Source organism: Streptomyces fradiae (assembly GCF_041270065.1).
GTDB lineage: Bacteria > Actinomycetota > Actinomycetes > Streptomycetales > Streptomycetaceae > Streptomyces.
In genome coordinates this window covers 1464751-1479596 of sequence record NZ_CP065958.1, presented here as the reverse complement: position 1 = coordinate 1479596, position 14846 = coordinate 1464751, and the positions used below count along the sequence as shown (strand labels likewise).

Below are 14846 nucleotides of genomic sequence, written 5' to 3'. Positions count from 1 at the left end.
GGTACGTATGACGGCGAGAGTTATACGTAAAACCTCGGGCGGATGCTCCGGGAGGGGAGACCAACATGGCCGGCGCTGCCCCGGCGAACGGCGGCTATCTCGACATCCTGCGCGCGCCCCACGCCGCGCGGCTGCTCGTCGGCACCCTCGTCGGCCGCCTCCCCAACGGCACCGGCCCGGTCGCCATCACCGTCTTCACCCGCGCCGAGGGCGGCAGCTACAGCCTGGCGGGCGGCCTCATCGCCGCCTACGGCCTCGCCACCGCCGTCGGCCAGCCGCTCCTCGGCCGCGCCGTCGACCTCAAGGGGCAGCCGCGCGTGCAGCTGCCCGCCGCCGTGATCTCCGCCCTGGGCATGGCCGCCCTCGCCGTCACCGGCATCGGCAACCTCCTCCTCGCGTACGCCGCCGTCCTGGTCGCCGGACTCTTCACCCCGCCCCTCGAAGGCGGGCTGCGCGCCCTGTGGCCGAGCGTGCTCGGCCGTGAGGACCGGGTGCACCGCGCGTACGCCCTGGACGCCGTCGCCCAGGAGGTGATGTTCACCGTCGGGCCGCTGCTGCTCACGCTGCTCGTCGCGCTGTGGTCGCCCGCTGCCGCGCTGCTCGTGATCAACCTGCTCGGGGTCCTCGGCGCCCTGTCCGTGGTGGTCTCCAAGCCCTCCCGGGCCTGGCGCTCGGCGCCCCGCGAGGCGCACTGGCTGGGCGCCCTGCGCTCGCCGGGACTCCTCGCGCTGCTCGGCTCGTTCTTCTTCGTCGGCCTCGCCCTCGGCTCCATCACCGTGGCCGCCGTCGCCTACGCCGACGACCGCGGTGACGAGGCCGTGTACGGCTGGCTGATGGCCGCCCTCGGTCTCGGCGCCCTGGTCGGCGGCATCGCCTACGGCGCCCGCCAGTGGGCCGGTGCGCCCGAGCGGCGGCTGCGGGTCCTGGTGCTGCTGCTCGCCCTGGGCTACCTGCCGCTGCTCCTCGTGCCCGGCCCGGTCGCCATGACCGCGCTCGCCGCGCTCGCCGGCGTCTTCCTGGCGCCAGCCATCGCCTGTGCCTTCATCGTGGTCGACCGGCACGCCCCGGCCGGCACCGTCACCGAGGCCTTCTCCTGGCTCGTCACCACCTTCGGCGTCGGCGCCGCCCTCGGCTCCGCCGTCTCCGGACCCGCCGTCGAACTCTTCGGGACCCCGGCCGGTTTCGCGGTGGCCGGCATCGGCGGCTTCGTCGCCTTCCTGGTCCTCCTGGCCACCGGCCGGGTGCTGGGCGAGGAGTCCGCGCCGCGCCCGCGACACGCCGTCAGCGGGGCCGCCCAGGGCCCCGGCCCCGGCGGCGCCGGGGCCGAAAACAACCCGCACTCATCGGAAAATGATCGAAACGGGGCGGCCGAACCCGGTTTCAGCTCAGGGCTTCAGGCGTAATGTTCAGACATGGACCGCCGCATTTTCGGGCTGGAGAACGAGTACGGCGTCACGTGCACGTTCAGGGGACAGCGCCGACTGTCTCCTGACGAAGTGGCGCGCTACCTCTTCCGCCGTGTCGTGTCATGGGGCCGCAGCAGCAATGTCTTCCTGCGGAACGGCGCCCGCCTGTACCTTGACGTGGGTTCGCATCCGGAATACGCAACTCCCGAATGCGACAACGTGGTCGAACTGGTCACCCACGACAAGGCCGGAGAGCGCATTCTCGAAGGTCTCCTCGTCGACGCGGAACGCCGCCTGCACGAGGAGGGAATCGCGGGCGACGTCTATCTGTTCAAGAACAACACCGACTCCGCCGGAAACTCCTACGGCTGCCACGAGAACTATCTGGTGGCCCGCCACGGGGAGTTCTCCCGGCTCGCGGACATCCTCATTCCGTTCCTCGTCACGCGCCAGCTCATCTGCGGTGCGGGAAAGGTGCTGCAGACCCCGCGCGGCGCTGTCTACTGCGTCTCCCAGCGCGCCGAGCACATCTGGGAGGGCGTCAGCTCCGCCACCACCCGCTCGCGTCCCATCATCAACACCCGCGACGAGCCGCACGCGGACGCCGAGCGCTACCGCCGGCTCCACGTCATCGTCGGCGACTCGAACATGTCCGAGACGACCATGCTGCTCAAGGTCGGCGCCACCGACCTCGTGCTGCGCATGATCGAGGCGGGCACCGTGATGCGCGACCTCACCCTGGAGAACCCGATCCGGGCCATCCGCGAGGTCAGCCACGACATCACCGGACAGCGCAAGGTGCGGCTCGCCAGCGGCCGCGAGGCCTCCGCCCTGGAGGTCCAGCGGGAGTACTACGAGAAGGCCGCCGACTTCGTCGACCGCCGCGGCATCCGCAGCGGCGTCGTCGCCCAGGTCCTGGAGCTCTGGGGCCGTACGCTCGACGCCATCGAGCAGGAGCAGCTCGAGCGCATCGAGACCGAGATCGACTGGGTCATGAAGTACAAGCTCATCGAGCGCTACCGGGCCAAGCACAACATGACCATGTCGCACCCGCGGGTCGCGCAGATAGACCTCGCGTACCACGACATCCACCGCCGCCGCGGCCTGTACTACCTGCTCCAGAAGAACGGCCAGGCGGCCCGGGTGTGCAACGACGTGAAGATCTTCGAGGGCAAGTCGGTGCCCCCGCAGACCACCCGCGCCCGGCTCCGTGGCGACTTCATCCGCCGCGCCCAGGAGCAGCGCCGGGACTTCACCGTCGACTGGGTCCACCTCAAGCTCAACGACCAGGCGCAGCGCACCGTGTTGTGCAAGGACCCGTTCCGTTCGGTCGACGACCGGGTGGAAAAGCTGATCGCCGGAATGTAGGACGCACGGCGGTCCGTGCACTCGGCCCCGCACGCCAGGCGTGCGGGGCCGAGTGCATCACAGGGCGGTCCCCTAGAGTGTCGGGACAACTACTGTGCCGTCTGAGATCTGAGGAACTAGTGCGCCGACTTGCCGGCCTGCTCGTCGTCCCGCTTCTGCTGCTCACCACAGCGGCCTGCGGCAGCGACGACAAGGGCTCCGATTCCGGTTCGATGAAGAACGGGCTTCCCGCCATCACCGCGGGGGAGAAGTTCGGCGAGAAGCCGACCCTCTCGAAGGGCGTGGGCGACCCGCCCAAGTCCCTCAAGGTCAACGTGATCAGCGAGGGCGACGGAGCGGTCACCAAGAAGGGCGACGCGCTCTCGGTGAACTACCTCGGTCAGGAGTGGGACGAGACCACCCCCTTCGACAACAGCTTCGACCGGAAGCAGCCGTTCTCGGTGACGCTCGGCGAGGGCCAGGTCATCCAGGGCTGGGAGAAGGGCCTGGAGGGCCAGAAGGTCGGCAGCCGCGTCGAGATCGGCATCCCGCCGGAGCTCGGTTACGGGGCGCAGGGCCAGGGCGACATCAAGGCGAACGCGACGCTCGTCTTCGTGGTCGACATCCTCAAGGCGGTGACCATCCCGAAGTCCGCCAGCGGCACCGAGGTGGCGCAGGACAACAAGGACCTGCCGAAGGTGGGCGTCAACACCGACGGCAAGCAGCCCTCGCTGACCGTGCCCAAGGTCGACCCGCCGACCAAGCTGGTCTCCAACTACGTGCTCGAGTCCAAGGGCGAGGTCGTCAAGGACACGGACACGGTCGTCGTGAACTACGTCGCCGCCCTGTGGAAGGACGGCAAGGTCTTCGACTCGACGTACACCATGGGCAAGCCGGCCAACTTCCCGCTCGGCCAGCTCACCCTGAAGGGCCTGAAGGACGGCATCGCCGGCAAGAAGGTCGGCAGCCGGATCCTGATCGTGGCGCCCCCGTCGGAGGCCTTCGGCGACCAGGAGAAGCAGGGCATCCCGAAGAACTCCACGCTGGTCTTCGCCGTCGACATCCTGGCGAAGGTCTGATCCCCGAGCGTCGGATCGGAGGGGATGAAAGACTGTCCGGGTCGCGCGGGCCATCGTCCGCGCGGTTCATCGGTAACGAGGAGCACACTGCAGTGAGCATCGAGAAGCCCGAGGTCGACTTCCCGGGCGGCGAGCCGCCGGCCGACCTGGAGATCAAGGACATCTGGGAGGGCGACGGCGAGGTGGCCCAGGCGGGCGACTTCGTCAAGGTCCACTACGTGGGTGTGGCCTTCTCCACCGGCGAAGAGTTCGACGCCTCCTGGAACCGTGGCAACCCGCTGGACTTCCAGCTGGGTATCGGTCGGGTCATCGCGGGCTGGGACCAGGGCGTGCAGGGCATGAAGGTCGGCGGTCGCCGCCAGCTCGTCATCCCCGCGCACCTCGCCTACGGCGACCGTGGTGCCGGCAGTGCCATCGCCCCGGGCGAGACGCTGATCTTCGTCTGCGACCTCGTGGGCGTCACCAAGCGCTGACCGAGCGCCGACCGGGACCGGTCGTGGTTCCGAGGGCCCCCGCCTCCTGGCGGGGGCCCTTCGCGTTCCGGCCCCGGTCCTCGGCGTTCCGGCCCGGCTTTTGCCCGGACACCGCGGAGCGGTACGGTCGGACGTCCGAGAAGTCAATCCGGCAGAAGAGGGTGCGGGGCGTCGATGGCGATTGCCAAGGCCGAGCGGCTGATGAATCTTGCGCTGTGCCTGCTCGGAACGCGCCGCCCGCTGAGCAAGCGGGAGCTGCGGTCCTCCATCGAGGCCTATGTCGAGGCCTTCGGACCGGGGTACGGCGCGGGGTCCGGCCCCGGCCAGGGCTCCGGTGGCGGCGAGGACGCCTTCAACCGCATGTTCGAGCGCGACAAGGACGATCTGCGCGAGCTCGGCCTGGTCATCGAGACCGTGGAGAACCTCGACGGCGAGACCGGCTACCTGGCCCGCCGCGACTCCAACCGGCTGCCCCCGATCACCCTGGACGCCGAGGAGGCCGCCGCCCTCGGCCTCGCCGCCAAGGTCTGGCAGCAGGCCCGGCTCGCCGGCGCCGCCAGCGGCGCCCTGCAGAAGCTGCGGGCCGCCGGAATGCCGGAGGCGGAGGACGCGTACGACGCGCACGCCAGCGCCCTGGAGCCGCGCATCCCGGTCCACGAGGCCGCGTTCGAGCCGCTGATGCTGGCCTGCCGCGACCGCCGGCCGGTCGTCTTCGACTACCGCAAGGCCACCGCCGCCCGCCCCGAGACCCGGCACGTCGAGCCGTGGACCCTGGAGTGCTGGCGCGGCCACTGGTACCTGGCGGGCTGGGACCGCGACCGCGGCGCCGAGCGGGTCTTCCGGCTCTCCCGTATCACCGGCAAGGTCCGCTCCCGGGCCGGCGCCTTCACCGCGCCCGTGCCCGATGTCGTCACCGTCCGCGAGACCGTGGAGAGCTGGGCGGGGGAGACCGCCACCCGCTCCGCGCGGATCCGGCTGCGGGCCGGCTGCGGCTATCCGCTGCGGTCCCGGGCGCTGTCCGTGACCGAGGGCGCCGACGGCTGGGACGAGCTGGAGATCCCGTACGGGCACGGCCTCGACGCCTGGCTCGTCGAGTTCGGGCCCGACGCGGTCGTCCTGGAGCCCGCGGATCTGCGGGCCGACGTGGTGGACCGGCTGCGCGCCGTCGCCAAGGGCTGAGGGGGAAGGAACGACCGTGGCCGCCAACGCCATCGACCAGACGAGGCGCATGCTCTCCCTCGTCACGTATCTCCGGGAGCGCCCCGGGGCGCACGTCGCCGACGTCGCCCGGGCCTTCGGGATCACCGAGGACGAGCTGATCTCGGACCTCGACGTGCTGCCCATGTGCGGCACCAGCTTCCGGGGCGGCGACCTCCTGGACATCGACACCGACGGGGACCGCATCTGGTGGCACAACCCCGACGACGTCGCCGCGCCGCTGCGGCTGGCCGCCGACGAGGCCACCGCCCTGCTGGTGGCGGCGCGCGCGGTGGCCACCCTGCCGGGGCTGCGCGAGAGCGACCGTGAGGCGCTGCTCCGTGCCACCGCCAAGCTGGAGGCGGCGGCCGGCGAGGCGGCCGGGGCCAGCTCGCGGCTCTCGGTGACCTTCGAGTCCGAGGGCGGTGTCTTCGCCGAGGTCGACCGGGCCATCTCCGAGCGCAGGCGCGTGTGGCTGCGCTACTACTCGCCCGCGCGCGACGAGCTCACCGAGCGCGAGGTGGACCCGATCCGGCTCTTCGCCGTCGGCCACACGTACATGGAGGCGTGGTGCCGGCTCTCCGAGGCGCGCCGCACCTTCCGGCTCGACCGGGTCGCCGAGATCCGGATTCTGGACGACCACGCCGCGCCGCCGGAGATCGAGCTGCGGGACCTGTCGGAGGGGCTTGTGCAGCCGTCCGCCGAGGACCCGGAGGTCGTGGTCGAGGTCGGGCCGGGCGGTCGGTGGGTCGCCGAGTACTACCCGCACGACCGGGCCGAGGAGCTGCCGGACGGCGGGTTGCGGATCACGCTGCGCACCCCGGCGCCCGCCTCGCTGCGGAGGCTCGCGCTGCGGCTCGGCAGCGACGGTCGGATCGTCGCTCCGCAGGAGCTCGCGGACAGTGCCCGGGAGGCCGCCGCGGCCGCCCTGGCCGCCTACGAGAGCTGAGCGGGGGCGCCGCGGAGCGCGGGCGTCCGTAGGGGAAGTCCGCAGGGGGAAGTCAGTAGAGGGAACGTGACGTTCCGCGGTCGCGGGGCGCTGTTTCCAGTGAGAGCCGAGAGCCGTACCCGTACCGCAGTGGGGAGTGTTGAGGGAAATGTCCGTGATGCCCGATCTTTCGGCGCCGGTCGCCCCGGTCCTCTTCAAGGCCGCCTGCCCCGACTGTCGTTCGCGCTTCGAACTCTCCGCCGGCGCCCTGCGGCTCGCCATCGGCGCCAGCCGCCGCACCACCTTCTACTCCTTCACCTGCCCCGAGTGCGGCAGCGCCGTACGCAAACCGGCCGGCGAGCGGATCGTCGAACTGCTCACCGGCGGCGGCGTCAACACGCTGCGCCTGCACACCACCGGCTGAGGGCCGTCCGCCCGCCGGCGTTCCCGGGGCAGCGTCTAGGCTCGGCACATGTTCTGGCCCATGCTCGCCGTCGCCCTCGGCTTCCTCGGCATCGCCGTCCTCGGTGTCCTCGGCATCAAGGTGTTCCTGGAGGCCCAGCGCCTCGGCCGTCAAGTGGCTCACACCACAGAGCGGATCCAGGAGGTCTCCGAGGATCTCGAGCGCGCCGCGTCGGATCTCGCGCGAACCGGCGAGACCCTGCGCTGACTTCGTACCGGGCCCGGCCGGGAGCACCCGCGACGGCCGGTCCTGGACGCAATGGCGAGTATGCACAGGCATTGCCGCCCGTTTACTCCTGCGGGTTACGATCGCTAGCAGCGCGGAGGGCCGGACGCATGTCCGACCGGCCGGGCAGCACGCACTCCAATGTCGCCTCGGTGAAGAAGGTAAACAGCTATGGGTAGGCTCGGCCCCACCGAGATCATTCTGATCCTCGTCGTGATCATCCTGCTGTTCGGCGCCAAGAAGCTCCCGGACATGGCGCGTTCGCTCGGCAAGTCGGCCCGCATCCTCAAGAGCGAGGCCAAGGCGATGAAGACCGACGACCAGCAGAGCGCCCCCGCCGACCCGCCTGCCCCCGCCTCCCAGGACCAGGCCGCGCCGCGCACCATCCAGGCCGCTCCCGGCGACGTGACCAGCTCGCGTCCGGTGACCGAGCCCACCGACTCCACCAAGCGCTGACCCGGTCCGCCGCGGCCGCCGCCGAGCGCGGCGGTCGCCGCACGAGATGAGGACGTGGGTTGCTCAAGTCTGCCCGCAAGCAGGAGAAGGATCCCGAGGGCCGGATGCCCCTCGTGGAGCACCTGCGTGAGCTCCGCAACCGCATGGCGAAGGGCCTGCTGGCCATCGCCGCGGTGACCGTCGTCGCCCTCGCGTACAGCGAGCAGCTGATGGTGTTCCTGACGAAGTCGGTGCCCAAGTGCGGGCCCGGCGTCACCAGCGACGGCGGCAACTGCGCGATCGTCTCCTTCAACACGCTGATGGCGCCCTTCAGCACGACCATCCAGCTCTCCCTGACGGCGGGCCTCGTCGTCGCGAGCCCGGTCTGGCTCTATCAGCTCTGGGCCTTCGTCGCGCCCGGCCTGCACAAGCACGAGAAGAAGTACACGTACGCCTTCGTCGGCGCCGCGGTCCCGCTCTTCGCGGCCGGCGCCTACCTCGCGTACCTCATCCTCCCCATCAGCGTGAAGGTGCTCATCAGCCTCACGCCCGAGGGCTCGGCCAACATTCTGTCGCTGTCCGACGTCCTCGACTTCACCCTGCGCATGGTGCTGGTCTTCGGCCTCGCCTTCGAGCTGCCGCTCGTGCTGGTCATGCTCAACCTCACCGGAGTGCTGAGCGGCAAGCGCATGGCCCGCTGGTGGCGCGGTGTGATCATGGGCGTCTTCGTCTTCGGCGCCGTCATCACCCCGACCACCGACCCGGTCGGCATGCTCGCCCTCGCCGGGCCGATCACGCTGCTCTACCTCGCGGCCGTCGGCTTCTCGCTGCTCAACGACAAGCGCCGGCAGCGCAACAACCCCGACGCCGAGCTCGACGACGACGAGGCGTCCAGCCTCGACCTCACCCCCGAGGCCGTCGGCGAGGTCGAGAGCGTCGGCTCCGCCCGGGCCCTGCCCGAGCAGGCCACCGGCGAGTCGGACGGCGCCCGGTCGCACCGGCTGAACGGCTACGACGACATCACGTGATCGCGCGGGTCCCCCGGACTTCCTCCGGGGGACCCCCATGCGGTGGCCGGCAGCCGGCCCGATAAAGATCGCGTCACTGTCAGAGGTGGCGGGTAGGCTCGACAACAAGATGACAGAGGACCTCACACCAGCCGAGGCGTACGCCGCCGCCCGCGCGCGCAACGCGGACCAGGCGACCGCGCTGGCCCCCTTCCGCGAGTTGTACGACTTCGGTCTGGACCCCTTCCAGATCGAGGCCTGCCAGGCCCTCGAGGCGGGCAAGGGCGTGCTCGTCGCCGCGCCCACGGGCTCCGGCAAGACCATCGTCGGCGAGTTCGCCGTGCACCTCGCCCTCCAGCAGGGCCGCAAGTGCTTCTACACCACGCCGATCAAGGCGCTCTCCAACCAGAAGTACGCCGACCTCGTGAAGCGGTACGGCAACGACAAGGTCGGCCTGCTCACCGGCGACAACAGTGTCAACGGGGACGCCCCGATCATCGTCATGACCACCGAGGTCCTCCGCAACATGCTCTACGCGGGGTCCCAGGCGCTCTCCGGCCTCGGCTATGTGGTGATGGACGAGGTGCACTACCTCTCCGACCGCTTCCGCGGCGCCGTCTGGGAGGAAGTGATCATCCACCTCCCCGAGTCCGTGACCCTGGTGTCGCTCTCCGCGACCGTGTCGAACGCCGAGGAGTTCGGCGACTGGCTCGACACCGTCCGCGGCGACACCGAGGTCATCGTCTCCGAGAGCCGCCCCGTGCCGCTGTGGCAGCACGTCCTCGCCGGCCGGCGGATGTACGACCTCTTCGAGGAGGAGACCGACCACGGCGGCCGCGGCTCCGCCCGCCGCGAGGTCAACCCCGACCTGCTGCGCCTCGCCCGCACCGAGAACTCGCGCACGTACAACCCGCGCGAGCGGCGCCGCGGCAAGATGGTCCGCGAGGCCGACCGCGAGCGCGAGCGGCGCGCCCGCTCCCGGATCTGGACGCCCGGCCGGCCCGAGGTCATCGAGCGCCTGGACGCCGAGGGGCTGCTGCCCGCGATCACCTTCATCTTCAGCCGGGCCGGCTGCGAGTCCGCCGTCCAGCAGTGCCTCTACGCGGGCCTCCGGCTCAACGACGACGAGGGACGCCGCCGGGTCCGCGAGATCGTCGAGGAGCGCACCGCCGCCATCCCCAGCGAGGACCTGCACGTCCTCGGCTACTACGAGTGGCTGGAAGCCCTGGAGCGCGGCATCGCCGCGCACCACGCCGGCATGCTCCCGACCTTCAAGGAGGTCGTCGAGGAGCTGTTCGTCCGCGGCCTCGTCAAGGCCGTCTTCGCCACCGAGACCCTGGCGCTCGGCATCAACATGCCGGCCCGCTCCGTGATCCTGGAGAAGCTGGTCAAGTGGAACGGCGAGCAGCACGCCGACATCACCCCCGGCGAATACACCCAGCTCACCGGCCGGGCCGGCCGGCGCGGCATCGACGTCGAGGGCCACGCCGTCGTGCTGTGGCAGCGCGGCATGGACCCCGGCCACCTCGCCGGACTCGCCGGCACCCGTACGTATCCGCTGCGCTCCAGCTTCAAGCCCTCGTACAACATGGCGGTCAACCTGGTCGACCAGTTCGGCCGGCACCGCTCGCGCGAGCTCCTGGAGACCTCCTTCGCACAGTTCCAGGCCGACCGCTCGGTCGTCGGGATCTCCCGGCAGGTCCAGAAGAACGAGGAGGGCCTGCAGGGCTACCGCGAGGGCATGACCTGCCACCTCGGGGACTTCGAGGAGTACGCGCTGCTCCGCCGCGAGCTCAAGGACCGCGAGACCGACCTGGCCCGGCAGGGTGCCGCGCAGCGGCGCGCCCAGGCCGCGGCCTCCCTGGAGCGGCTCAAGCCCGGCGACGTCATCCATGTGCCGACCGGCAAGTTCGCCGGCCTCGCCCTCGTCCTCGACCCCGGCGTCCCGGCCGGCCGGACCAACGGGCACCGCGGCTTCGAGCACCACGACGGGCCGCGCCCGCTGGTGCTCACCGCCGAGCGGCAGGTCAAGCGGCTCGCCTCGATCGACTTCCCGGTTCCGGTGGAGCCCCTGGAGCGGATGCGCATCCCGCGCTCCTTCAACCCGCGCTCCCCGCAGTCCCGCCGCGACCTCGCCTCCGCGCTGCGCAGCAAGGCCGGGCACATCAACCCGGAGCGGCACCGCAAGCACCGCTCGGCCGCGGCCGACGACCGCGAGATCAACCGGCTGCGCACCGCGATCCGGGCGCACCCCTGCCACGGCTGCGACGAGCGCGAGGACCACGCCCGCTGGGCCGAGCGCTACCACCGGCTGCAGCGCGACACCAAGCAGCTGGAGCGGCGCATCGAGGGCCGCACCAACACCATCGCGCGCACCTTCGACCGGATCGTCGCCCTGCTCACCGAGCTCGACTATCTGCGGGCCGACGAGGTCACCGAGCACGGCAAGCGGCTGGCCCGGCTCTACGGCGAGCTCGACCTGCTGGCGAGCGAGTGCCTGCGCGAGCGGGTGTGGGAGGGGCTGAGCCCGGCCGAACTGGCCGCCTGCGCCTCGGCGCTGGTCTTCGAGGCCCGGCAGTCCGACGACGCCGTCGCGCCGAAGCTGCCCACGGGCCGTGCGAAGGTCGCGATGGGCGAGATGGTGCGGATCTGGGGCCGGCTCGACGCGCTGGAGGAGGAGTTCAAGCTCCACCAGGCGGAGGGCGTCGGCCAGCGCGAGCCGGACCTCGGCTTCGCCTGGGCCGCTTACCAGTGGGCCTCCGACAAGGGGCTCGACGAGGTGCTGCGGGAGGCCGAGATGCCCGCCGGTGACTTCGTGCGCTGGTGCAAGCAGGTCATCGACGTGCTCGGCCAGATCGCGGCCGCGGCGCCGCGGGAGGACAGCACGGTCGCGAAGAACGCCCGCAAGGCGGTCGACAGCCTGCTGAGGGGTGTCGTGGCCTACAGCTCGGTGGGCTGACGGAGCTGACGGAGGTCGACCTGGCGGGGTCGGGCGTGCTGGTGACGGTGAACTGACAAGGGTTATCCACAGGGCTGGCGGAGTGTCACATCCTTCCGCTTCCATGGACTCGTACAGACGAACGAGATCATGGGGCAATTCCGCTGGAGGGAAGCACAGTTGACCACGCACGCCGGTCCGTCCGTCGTCGGCACCACGACGGCGGACGGACGGAAGACCGTCCCGGGACCCCGCGGCGTCCCGGGACTGGGCAACCTGCCGGAATTCGGCAAGGACCCGCTCGCCTTCTTCGAACGGCTGCGTGAGCGGGGCGACTTCGTCCGCTGGCGCTTCGGCCGCACCCCCGCGCTCTTCATCGCGCACCCGGAGACCATCGGCGAACTCCTCACCGAGGTCGAGCGGACCTTCGAGCAGTCCGACCTCGGCATCGCCTTCCGCACCCTCCTCGGCAACGGGGTGGTCGTCTCCAAGGGCGCGGACTGGCGGCGCAAGCGCTCCCTGGTCCAGCCCGCGGTGCGGCCCAAGCAGGTCAAGTCGTACGCGGCGACCATGGCCGAGTGCGCGGTCGACCTGGCCGGGCGCTGGACCGACGGCCAGCGGATCGACGTCAAGAAGGAGATGGCGGCGCTCACCCAGCTCATCGCCGTCCGCACCATCTTCGGCGCCGACACCGCGGCCGACGCCGAGTCCATCGGCCGCGCCATGGACGTGGCGCAGCAGGAGATCGGCGCCGAGTTCAGCGGCGTCGGCGCGATCCTGCCCGACTGGGTGCCCACCCCCGGGCGGGCCCGCATCAAGCGTGCCACGGCCGTCATCGACGCCGAGGTCGCCCGGGTCGTCGCCCGGCACCGGGACGGCGACAGCGAGCGACCCGACCTGCTCAGCCGGCTGCTCGCCGCCCGGGACGAGACCGGCGCGCCCCTCTCCGACCGCGAGATACGCGACGAGACCGTCACGCTGTACATCGGCGGGCACGAGACCACCAGCACCACCCTCGTCTGGGCCTGGTATCTCCTCTCCCGCAACCCGCGCGTGGCCGACGCGCTGGCGGCCGAGCTCGACCGGGTGCTCGGCGACCGCGACCCGGGCTTCGACGACTACGCCCAACTCTCCTACACCCAGGCCGTGGTGAAGGAGACGCTCCGCCTCTACCCGGCGATCTGGCTGCTCACCGGCACCGCCAAGGAGGGCGCCGTCCTCGGCGGCGTTCCGGTCGCGCCCGGCACCCGGGTCTGGAGCAGTCAGTGGGCCACTCATCGGGACGCCCGCTGGTTCCGGGAGCCGCTGGAGTTCCGCCCGGAGCGCTGGCTCGCGGCGGGCGGGGCGAAGGAGGCCGAGGAGATACCGGAGTACGCCTGGTATCCCTTCGGCGGCGGCCCCCGGGTGTGCCTGGGCACCCGATTCGCCATGGTGGAGGCGGTCCTGATCCTCGCGGTCCTCGCCCGCCGCTTCCGCCTCGCCCTCGACCCCGACGAGATCCGCCCGGTCCCCGGCCTCACCCTCCAGCCCGACCGCGAGGTCCTGGCGACGGTGCGGGCCCGCTAAGCCGGTCCCCGGCTTCCCGCGGCCACGAGCGCCCGGGCGAGCGCGGCCAGTTCGTGCGCGCGGAGCACCCGGGTGCCGAACCCCGGCAGGGGCACGTGCAGGGGTTCGGTCCAGCGGGGCGGGATGGCGGCGGGGCCGTGGACCGCGCCGGCGAGCATGCCGGTGACGGCGGCGACGGTGTCGGTGCTACAGCCGGGCCGACTCGGCCGGTTGGGCCGCCTGCGCGGTGTGGGGTCGGCGGAGGGCGCGGAGCGGGAGGAAGAGGAGGAGGGCGAAGGGGGAGAGGAGGATCGTCAGGACGAGGAGGGGGCCGGTGAGGAAGGGGGAGAGGGACAGGCGGCGGGACTCGCGGTAGATCCATTGGCCCAGGAGGAGGTCCCAGGCGATGATCTGGGCCCAGACGGCGCCGGCGCCGTTCGCGAGGGCGGTGAGGTCGCGGAAGGCGTCGAGGTCCGGGCTGCTGACCGCGGTCCAGAGTTCCGGGAGGACCGGGGCCACGAGGATCAGGTAGACGGCGAGGACCGGCAGGACGGTCAGGGGCGAGGCGGCCACGCGGTCCGTGACGCTCCGGCCCGGGGCGAAGATCATCAGCAGCCAGACCGGGGCCGCGAGGAGGAAGGTGAGTTCGAAGAGGAAGCCGGTCATGCCGCGAGCTCCTGGCGGTCGGTGGGCACGGTGGTGGGCGGCGTGCGGAGCGCCCACGCGGTGGCCGCGAGGGTGAGGGCCGCGACGACGCCGGCCGCGGTGAGCGTGAGGGCGTCGGGGGCGAGCAGCGGCTGGCCGCGCAGGGCCTGCCAGGTGACCAGGGCGAAGACCGCGGCGTAGGCGCCGGCGGTGACCAGGACGAGCCGCAGCCGGATCCGCTCGTCGGCGAGCCGGCCGATGCGCGGGGCGAGCGCGGCGAGCAACAGCAGGACCAGCGGGACGAGTTGCAGCGCGTGCATGCCGAAGAAGTGCGCGATGCGCAGGTCGCCGCCGGTGGTGGACCAGCCGAGCAGCGGCACGCCGGGGCCACCGTCGGGCGCGCCCACGGTGTGCGCGCCGGTGATCGGCGGGTCGTCCTGGGCGAGCTGCTGCGGGGTGGGCCGGACCATCGCGAAGCCGACGGCCGCGCCGGCCAGGGCGATGAGCGAGGACAGGCGGACGGCCCAGGCGGTGGCCCGGTCCAGGATGCGGGCGCGCAGCAGCAGGACGGCGATCACCAGGGCGGCCAGCCACAGGATGACGACGGTGCCGCCCATGAGCTGGAAGACGGCCGCGTCGAAGCGCGTCGCGACGTTGAAGTGGCTCTGGGTGCCGCGTACCACCTGCAGGGTGATCAGCACCATCTCGACGAGGCTGGCGACGGTGAGCACGGTCCCGGCCCACCAGCCGATCCGGCGGGCCCGGGCGCCGGGCAGCAGGGAGAGCATCCAGGCGAGCGTGAGCGCGTACGCGATGAACGAGACGGAGAACTTGAAGGGCTTGGCCCAGATCGGCGCGCCGACCAGGATCCGGTCGTCGAGGAGGAGCCCGCCGGCCGAGACGAGCACGAGCAGGACCATCGAGCCGGTGAACCAGACCAGGGGCCGGTGCAGGGTGCGGAGTTGCGGTGCCGAAGTCGCCGACGCCGCTGAGGTCGCTGAGGACATGACGAAATATCCCCCCGTGGGATGGGTGTGGAGTGCCGCCGGACTGCCATGGCGACAGAATGGATAGTGGCACTCGCCACTATCTGATAGTGCCACTATCTATGATGGAGGGGCGGTCGGCAAGACCGGAGGGCGACCGGAAAGGTGAACA

The 14846-nt window shown here is 71.6% G+C and carries 14 protein-coding genes and 1 pseudogene; 12 read left to right on the top strand and 3 right to left on the bottom strand.

The features are described 5' to 3' along the window. The first annotated feature begins 65 nt into the window (after positions 1-65). The 12 genes from JAO84_RS06570 to JAO84_RS06515 all read left to right on the top strand — a co-directional run bounded on the left by JAO84_RS06570 (position 66) and on the right by JAO84_RS06515 (position 13064). Positions 66-1403 carry an MFS transporter gene (locus JAO84_RS06570; RefSeq protein ID WP_370411251.1) on the top strand — a complete coding sequence of 446 codons (1338 nt, stop codon included), beginning with the start codon at positions 66-68 and terminating at the stop codon, positions 1401-1403. A gap of 9 nt (positions 1404-1412) precedes the next feature. Beyond that, positions 1413-2774 (top strand): Pup--protein ligase, encoded by a 1362-nt coding sequence (pafA, locus tag JAO84_RS06565; protein ID WP_265865515.1) that lies wholly within the window; start codon positions 1413-1415, stop codon positions 2772-2774. 119 nt (positions 2775-2893) lie between these two features. Next, a complete protein-coding gene (locus JAO84_RS06560) occupies positions 2894-3832 on the top strand; it encodes an FKBP-type peptidyl-prolyl cis-trans isomerase (protein WP_370411249.1) in 939 nt (312 codons plus the stop codon). A gap of 92 nt (positions 3833-3924) precedes the next feature. Next, positions 3925-4305, top strand: a complete 381-nt coding sequence (locus JAO84_RS06555; RefSeq protein WP_370411247.1) for an FKBP-type peptidyl-prolyl cis-trans isomerase — start codon at positions 3925-3927, stop codon at positions 4303-4305. 174 nt (positions 4306-4479) lie between these two features. Beyond that, positions 4480-5484, top strand: coding sequence for a YafY family protein (locus JAO84_RS06550; protein WP_265865512.1), 1005 nt, complete (start codon positions 4480-4482; stop codon positions 5482-5484). Positions 5485-5500: 16 nt separating this feature from the next. Further along, complete coding sequence (locus JAO84_RS06545) at positions 5501-6451, top strand: YafY family protein (RefSeq protein ID WP_265865511.1); 951 nt, start codon at positions 5501-5503, stop codon at positions 6449-6451. Positions 6452-6599: 148 nt separating this feature from the next. Then, positions 6600-6854 carry a hypothetical protein gene (locus JAO84_RS06540; protein WP_265865510.1) on the top strand — a complete coding sequence of 85 codons (255 nt, stop codon included), beginning with the start codon at positions 6600-6602 and terminating at the stop codon, positions 6852-6854. Positions 6855-6902: 48 nt separating this feature from the next. Next, positions 6903-7100 (top strand): hypothetical protein, encoded by a 198-nt coding sequence (locus JAO84_RS06535; protein ID WP_265865509.1) that lies wholly within the window; start codon positions 6903-6905, stop codon positions 7098-7100. Positions 7101-7289: 189 nt separating this feature from the next. Next, entirely contained in the window at positions 7290-7574 is a 285-nt protein-coding gene (tatA, locus tag JAO84_RS06530) for a Sec-independent protein translocase subunit TatA (protein ID WP_265865508.1), read from the top strand. A gap of 104 nt (positions 7575-7678) precedes the next feature. Continuing rightward, entirely contained in the window at positions 7679-8581 is a 903-nt protein-coding gene (gene tatC / locus JAO84_RS06525; protein WP_370416669.1) for a twin-arginine translocase subunit TatC, read from the top strand. Between the two features lie 109 nt (positions 8582-8690). After that, a complete protein-coding gene (locus JAO84_RS06520) occupies positions 8691-11519 on the top strand; it encodes a DEAD/DEAH box helicase (protein ID WP_370411244.1) in 2829 nt (942 codons plus the stop codon). 159 nt (positions 11520-11678) lie between these two features. Then, complete coding sequence (locus tag JAO84_RS06515) at positions 11679-13064, top strand: cytochrome P450 (protein WP_370411242.1); 1386 nt, start codon at positions 11679-11681, stop codon at positions 13062-13064. On the opposite strand, the pseudogene JAO84_RS06510 reads toward JAO84_RS06515, so the two are convergent. The 3 genes and pseudogenes from JAO84_RS06510 to JAO84_RS06500 form a co-directional block, all read right to left on the bottom strand. Next, positions 13061-13258: pseudogene (locus tag JAO84_RS06510) on the bottom strand (ADP-ribosylglycohydrolase family protein); the annotation flags it as partial. The gene JAO84_RS06515 and the pseudogene JAO84_RS06510 sit on opposite strands and share 4 nt — an antisense overlap. Further along, complete coding sequence (locus JAO84_RS06505; protein WP_370411240.1) at positions 13251-13709, bottom strand: ABA4-like family protein; 459 nt, start codon at positions 13707-13709, stop codon at positions 13251-13253. The gene JAO84_RS06505 and the pseudogene JAO84_RS06510, both read right to left, overlap by 8 nt. Beyond that, a complete protein-coding gene (locus JAO84_RS06500; protein WP_370416668.1) occupies positions 13706-14608 on the bottom strand; it encodes a hypothetical protein in 903 nt (300 codons plus the stop codon). Before JAO84_RS06500 ends, JAO84_RS06505 begins: the two co-directional genes overlap by 4 nt. Positions 14609-14846: the final 238 nt, after the last annotated feature.

Coding starts and splice junctions, on each gene's coding strand:
- JAO84_RS06540 (WP_265865510.1), top strand. CDS start 6,600: ATGTCCGTGATGCCCGATCTTTCGGCGCCGGTCGCCCCGGTCCTCTTC.
- tatA (WP_265865508.1), top strand. CDS start 7,290: ATGGGTAGGCTCGGCCCCACCGAGATCATTCTGATCCTCGTCGTGATC.
- tatC (WP_370416669.1), top strand. CDS start 7,679: ATGCCCCTCGTGGAGCACCTGCGTGAGCTCCGCAACCGCATGGCGAAG.
- JAO84_RS06500 (WP_370416668.1), bottom strand. CDS start 14,608: ATGGTCCTGCTCGTGCTCGTCTCGGCCGGCGGGCTCCTCCTCGACGAC.
- JAO84_RS06505 (WP_370411240.1), bottom strand. CDS start 13,709: ATGACCGGCTTCCTCTTCGAACTCACCTTCCTCCTCGCGGCCCCGGTC.
- JAO84_RS06520 (WP_370411244.1), top strand. CDS start 8,691: ATGACAGAGGACCTCACACCAGCCGAGGCGTACGCCGCCGCCCGCGCG.
- JAO84_RS06550 (WP_265865512.1), top strand. CDS start 4,480: ATGGCGATTGCCAAGGCCGAGCGGCTGATGAATCTTGCGCTGTGCCTG.
- pafA (WP_265865515.1), top strand. CDS start 1,413: ATGGACCGCCGCATTTTCGGGCTGGAGAACGAGTACGGCGTCACGTGC.
- JAO84_RS06570 (WP_370411251.1), top strand. CDS start 66: ATGGCCGGCGCTGCCCCGGCGAACGGCGGCTATCTCGACATCCTGCGC.
- JAO84_RS06535 (WP_265865509.1), top strand. CDS start 6,903: ATGTTCTGGCCCATGCTCGCCGTCGCCCTCGGCTTCCTCGGCATCGCC.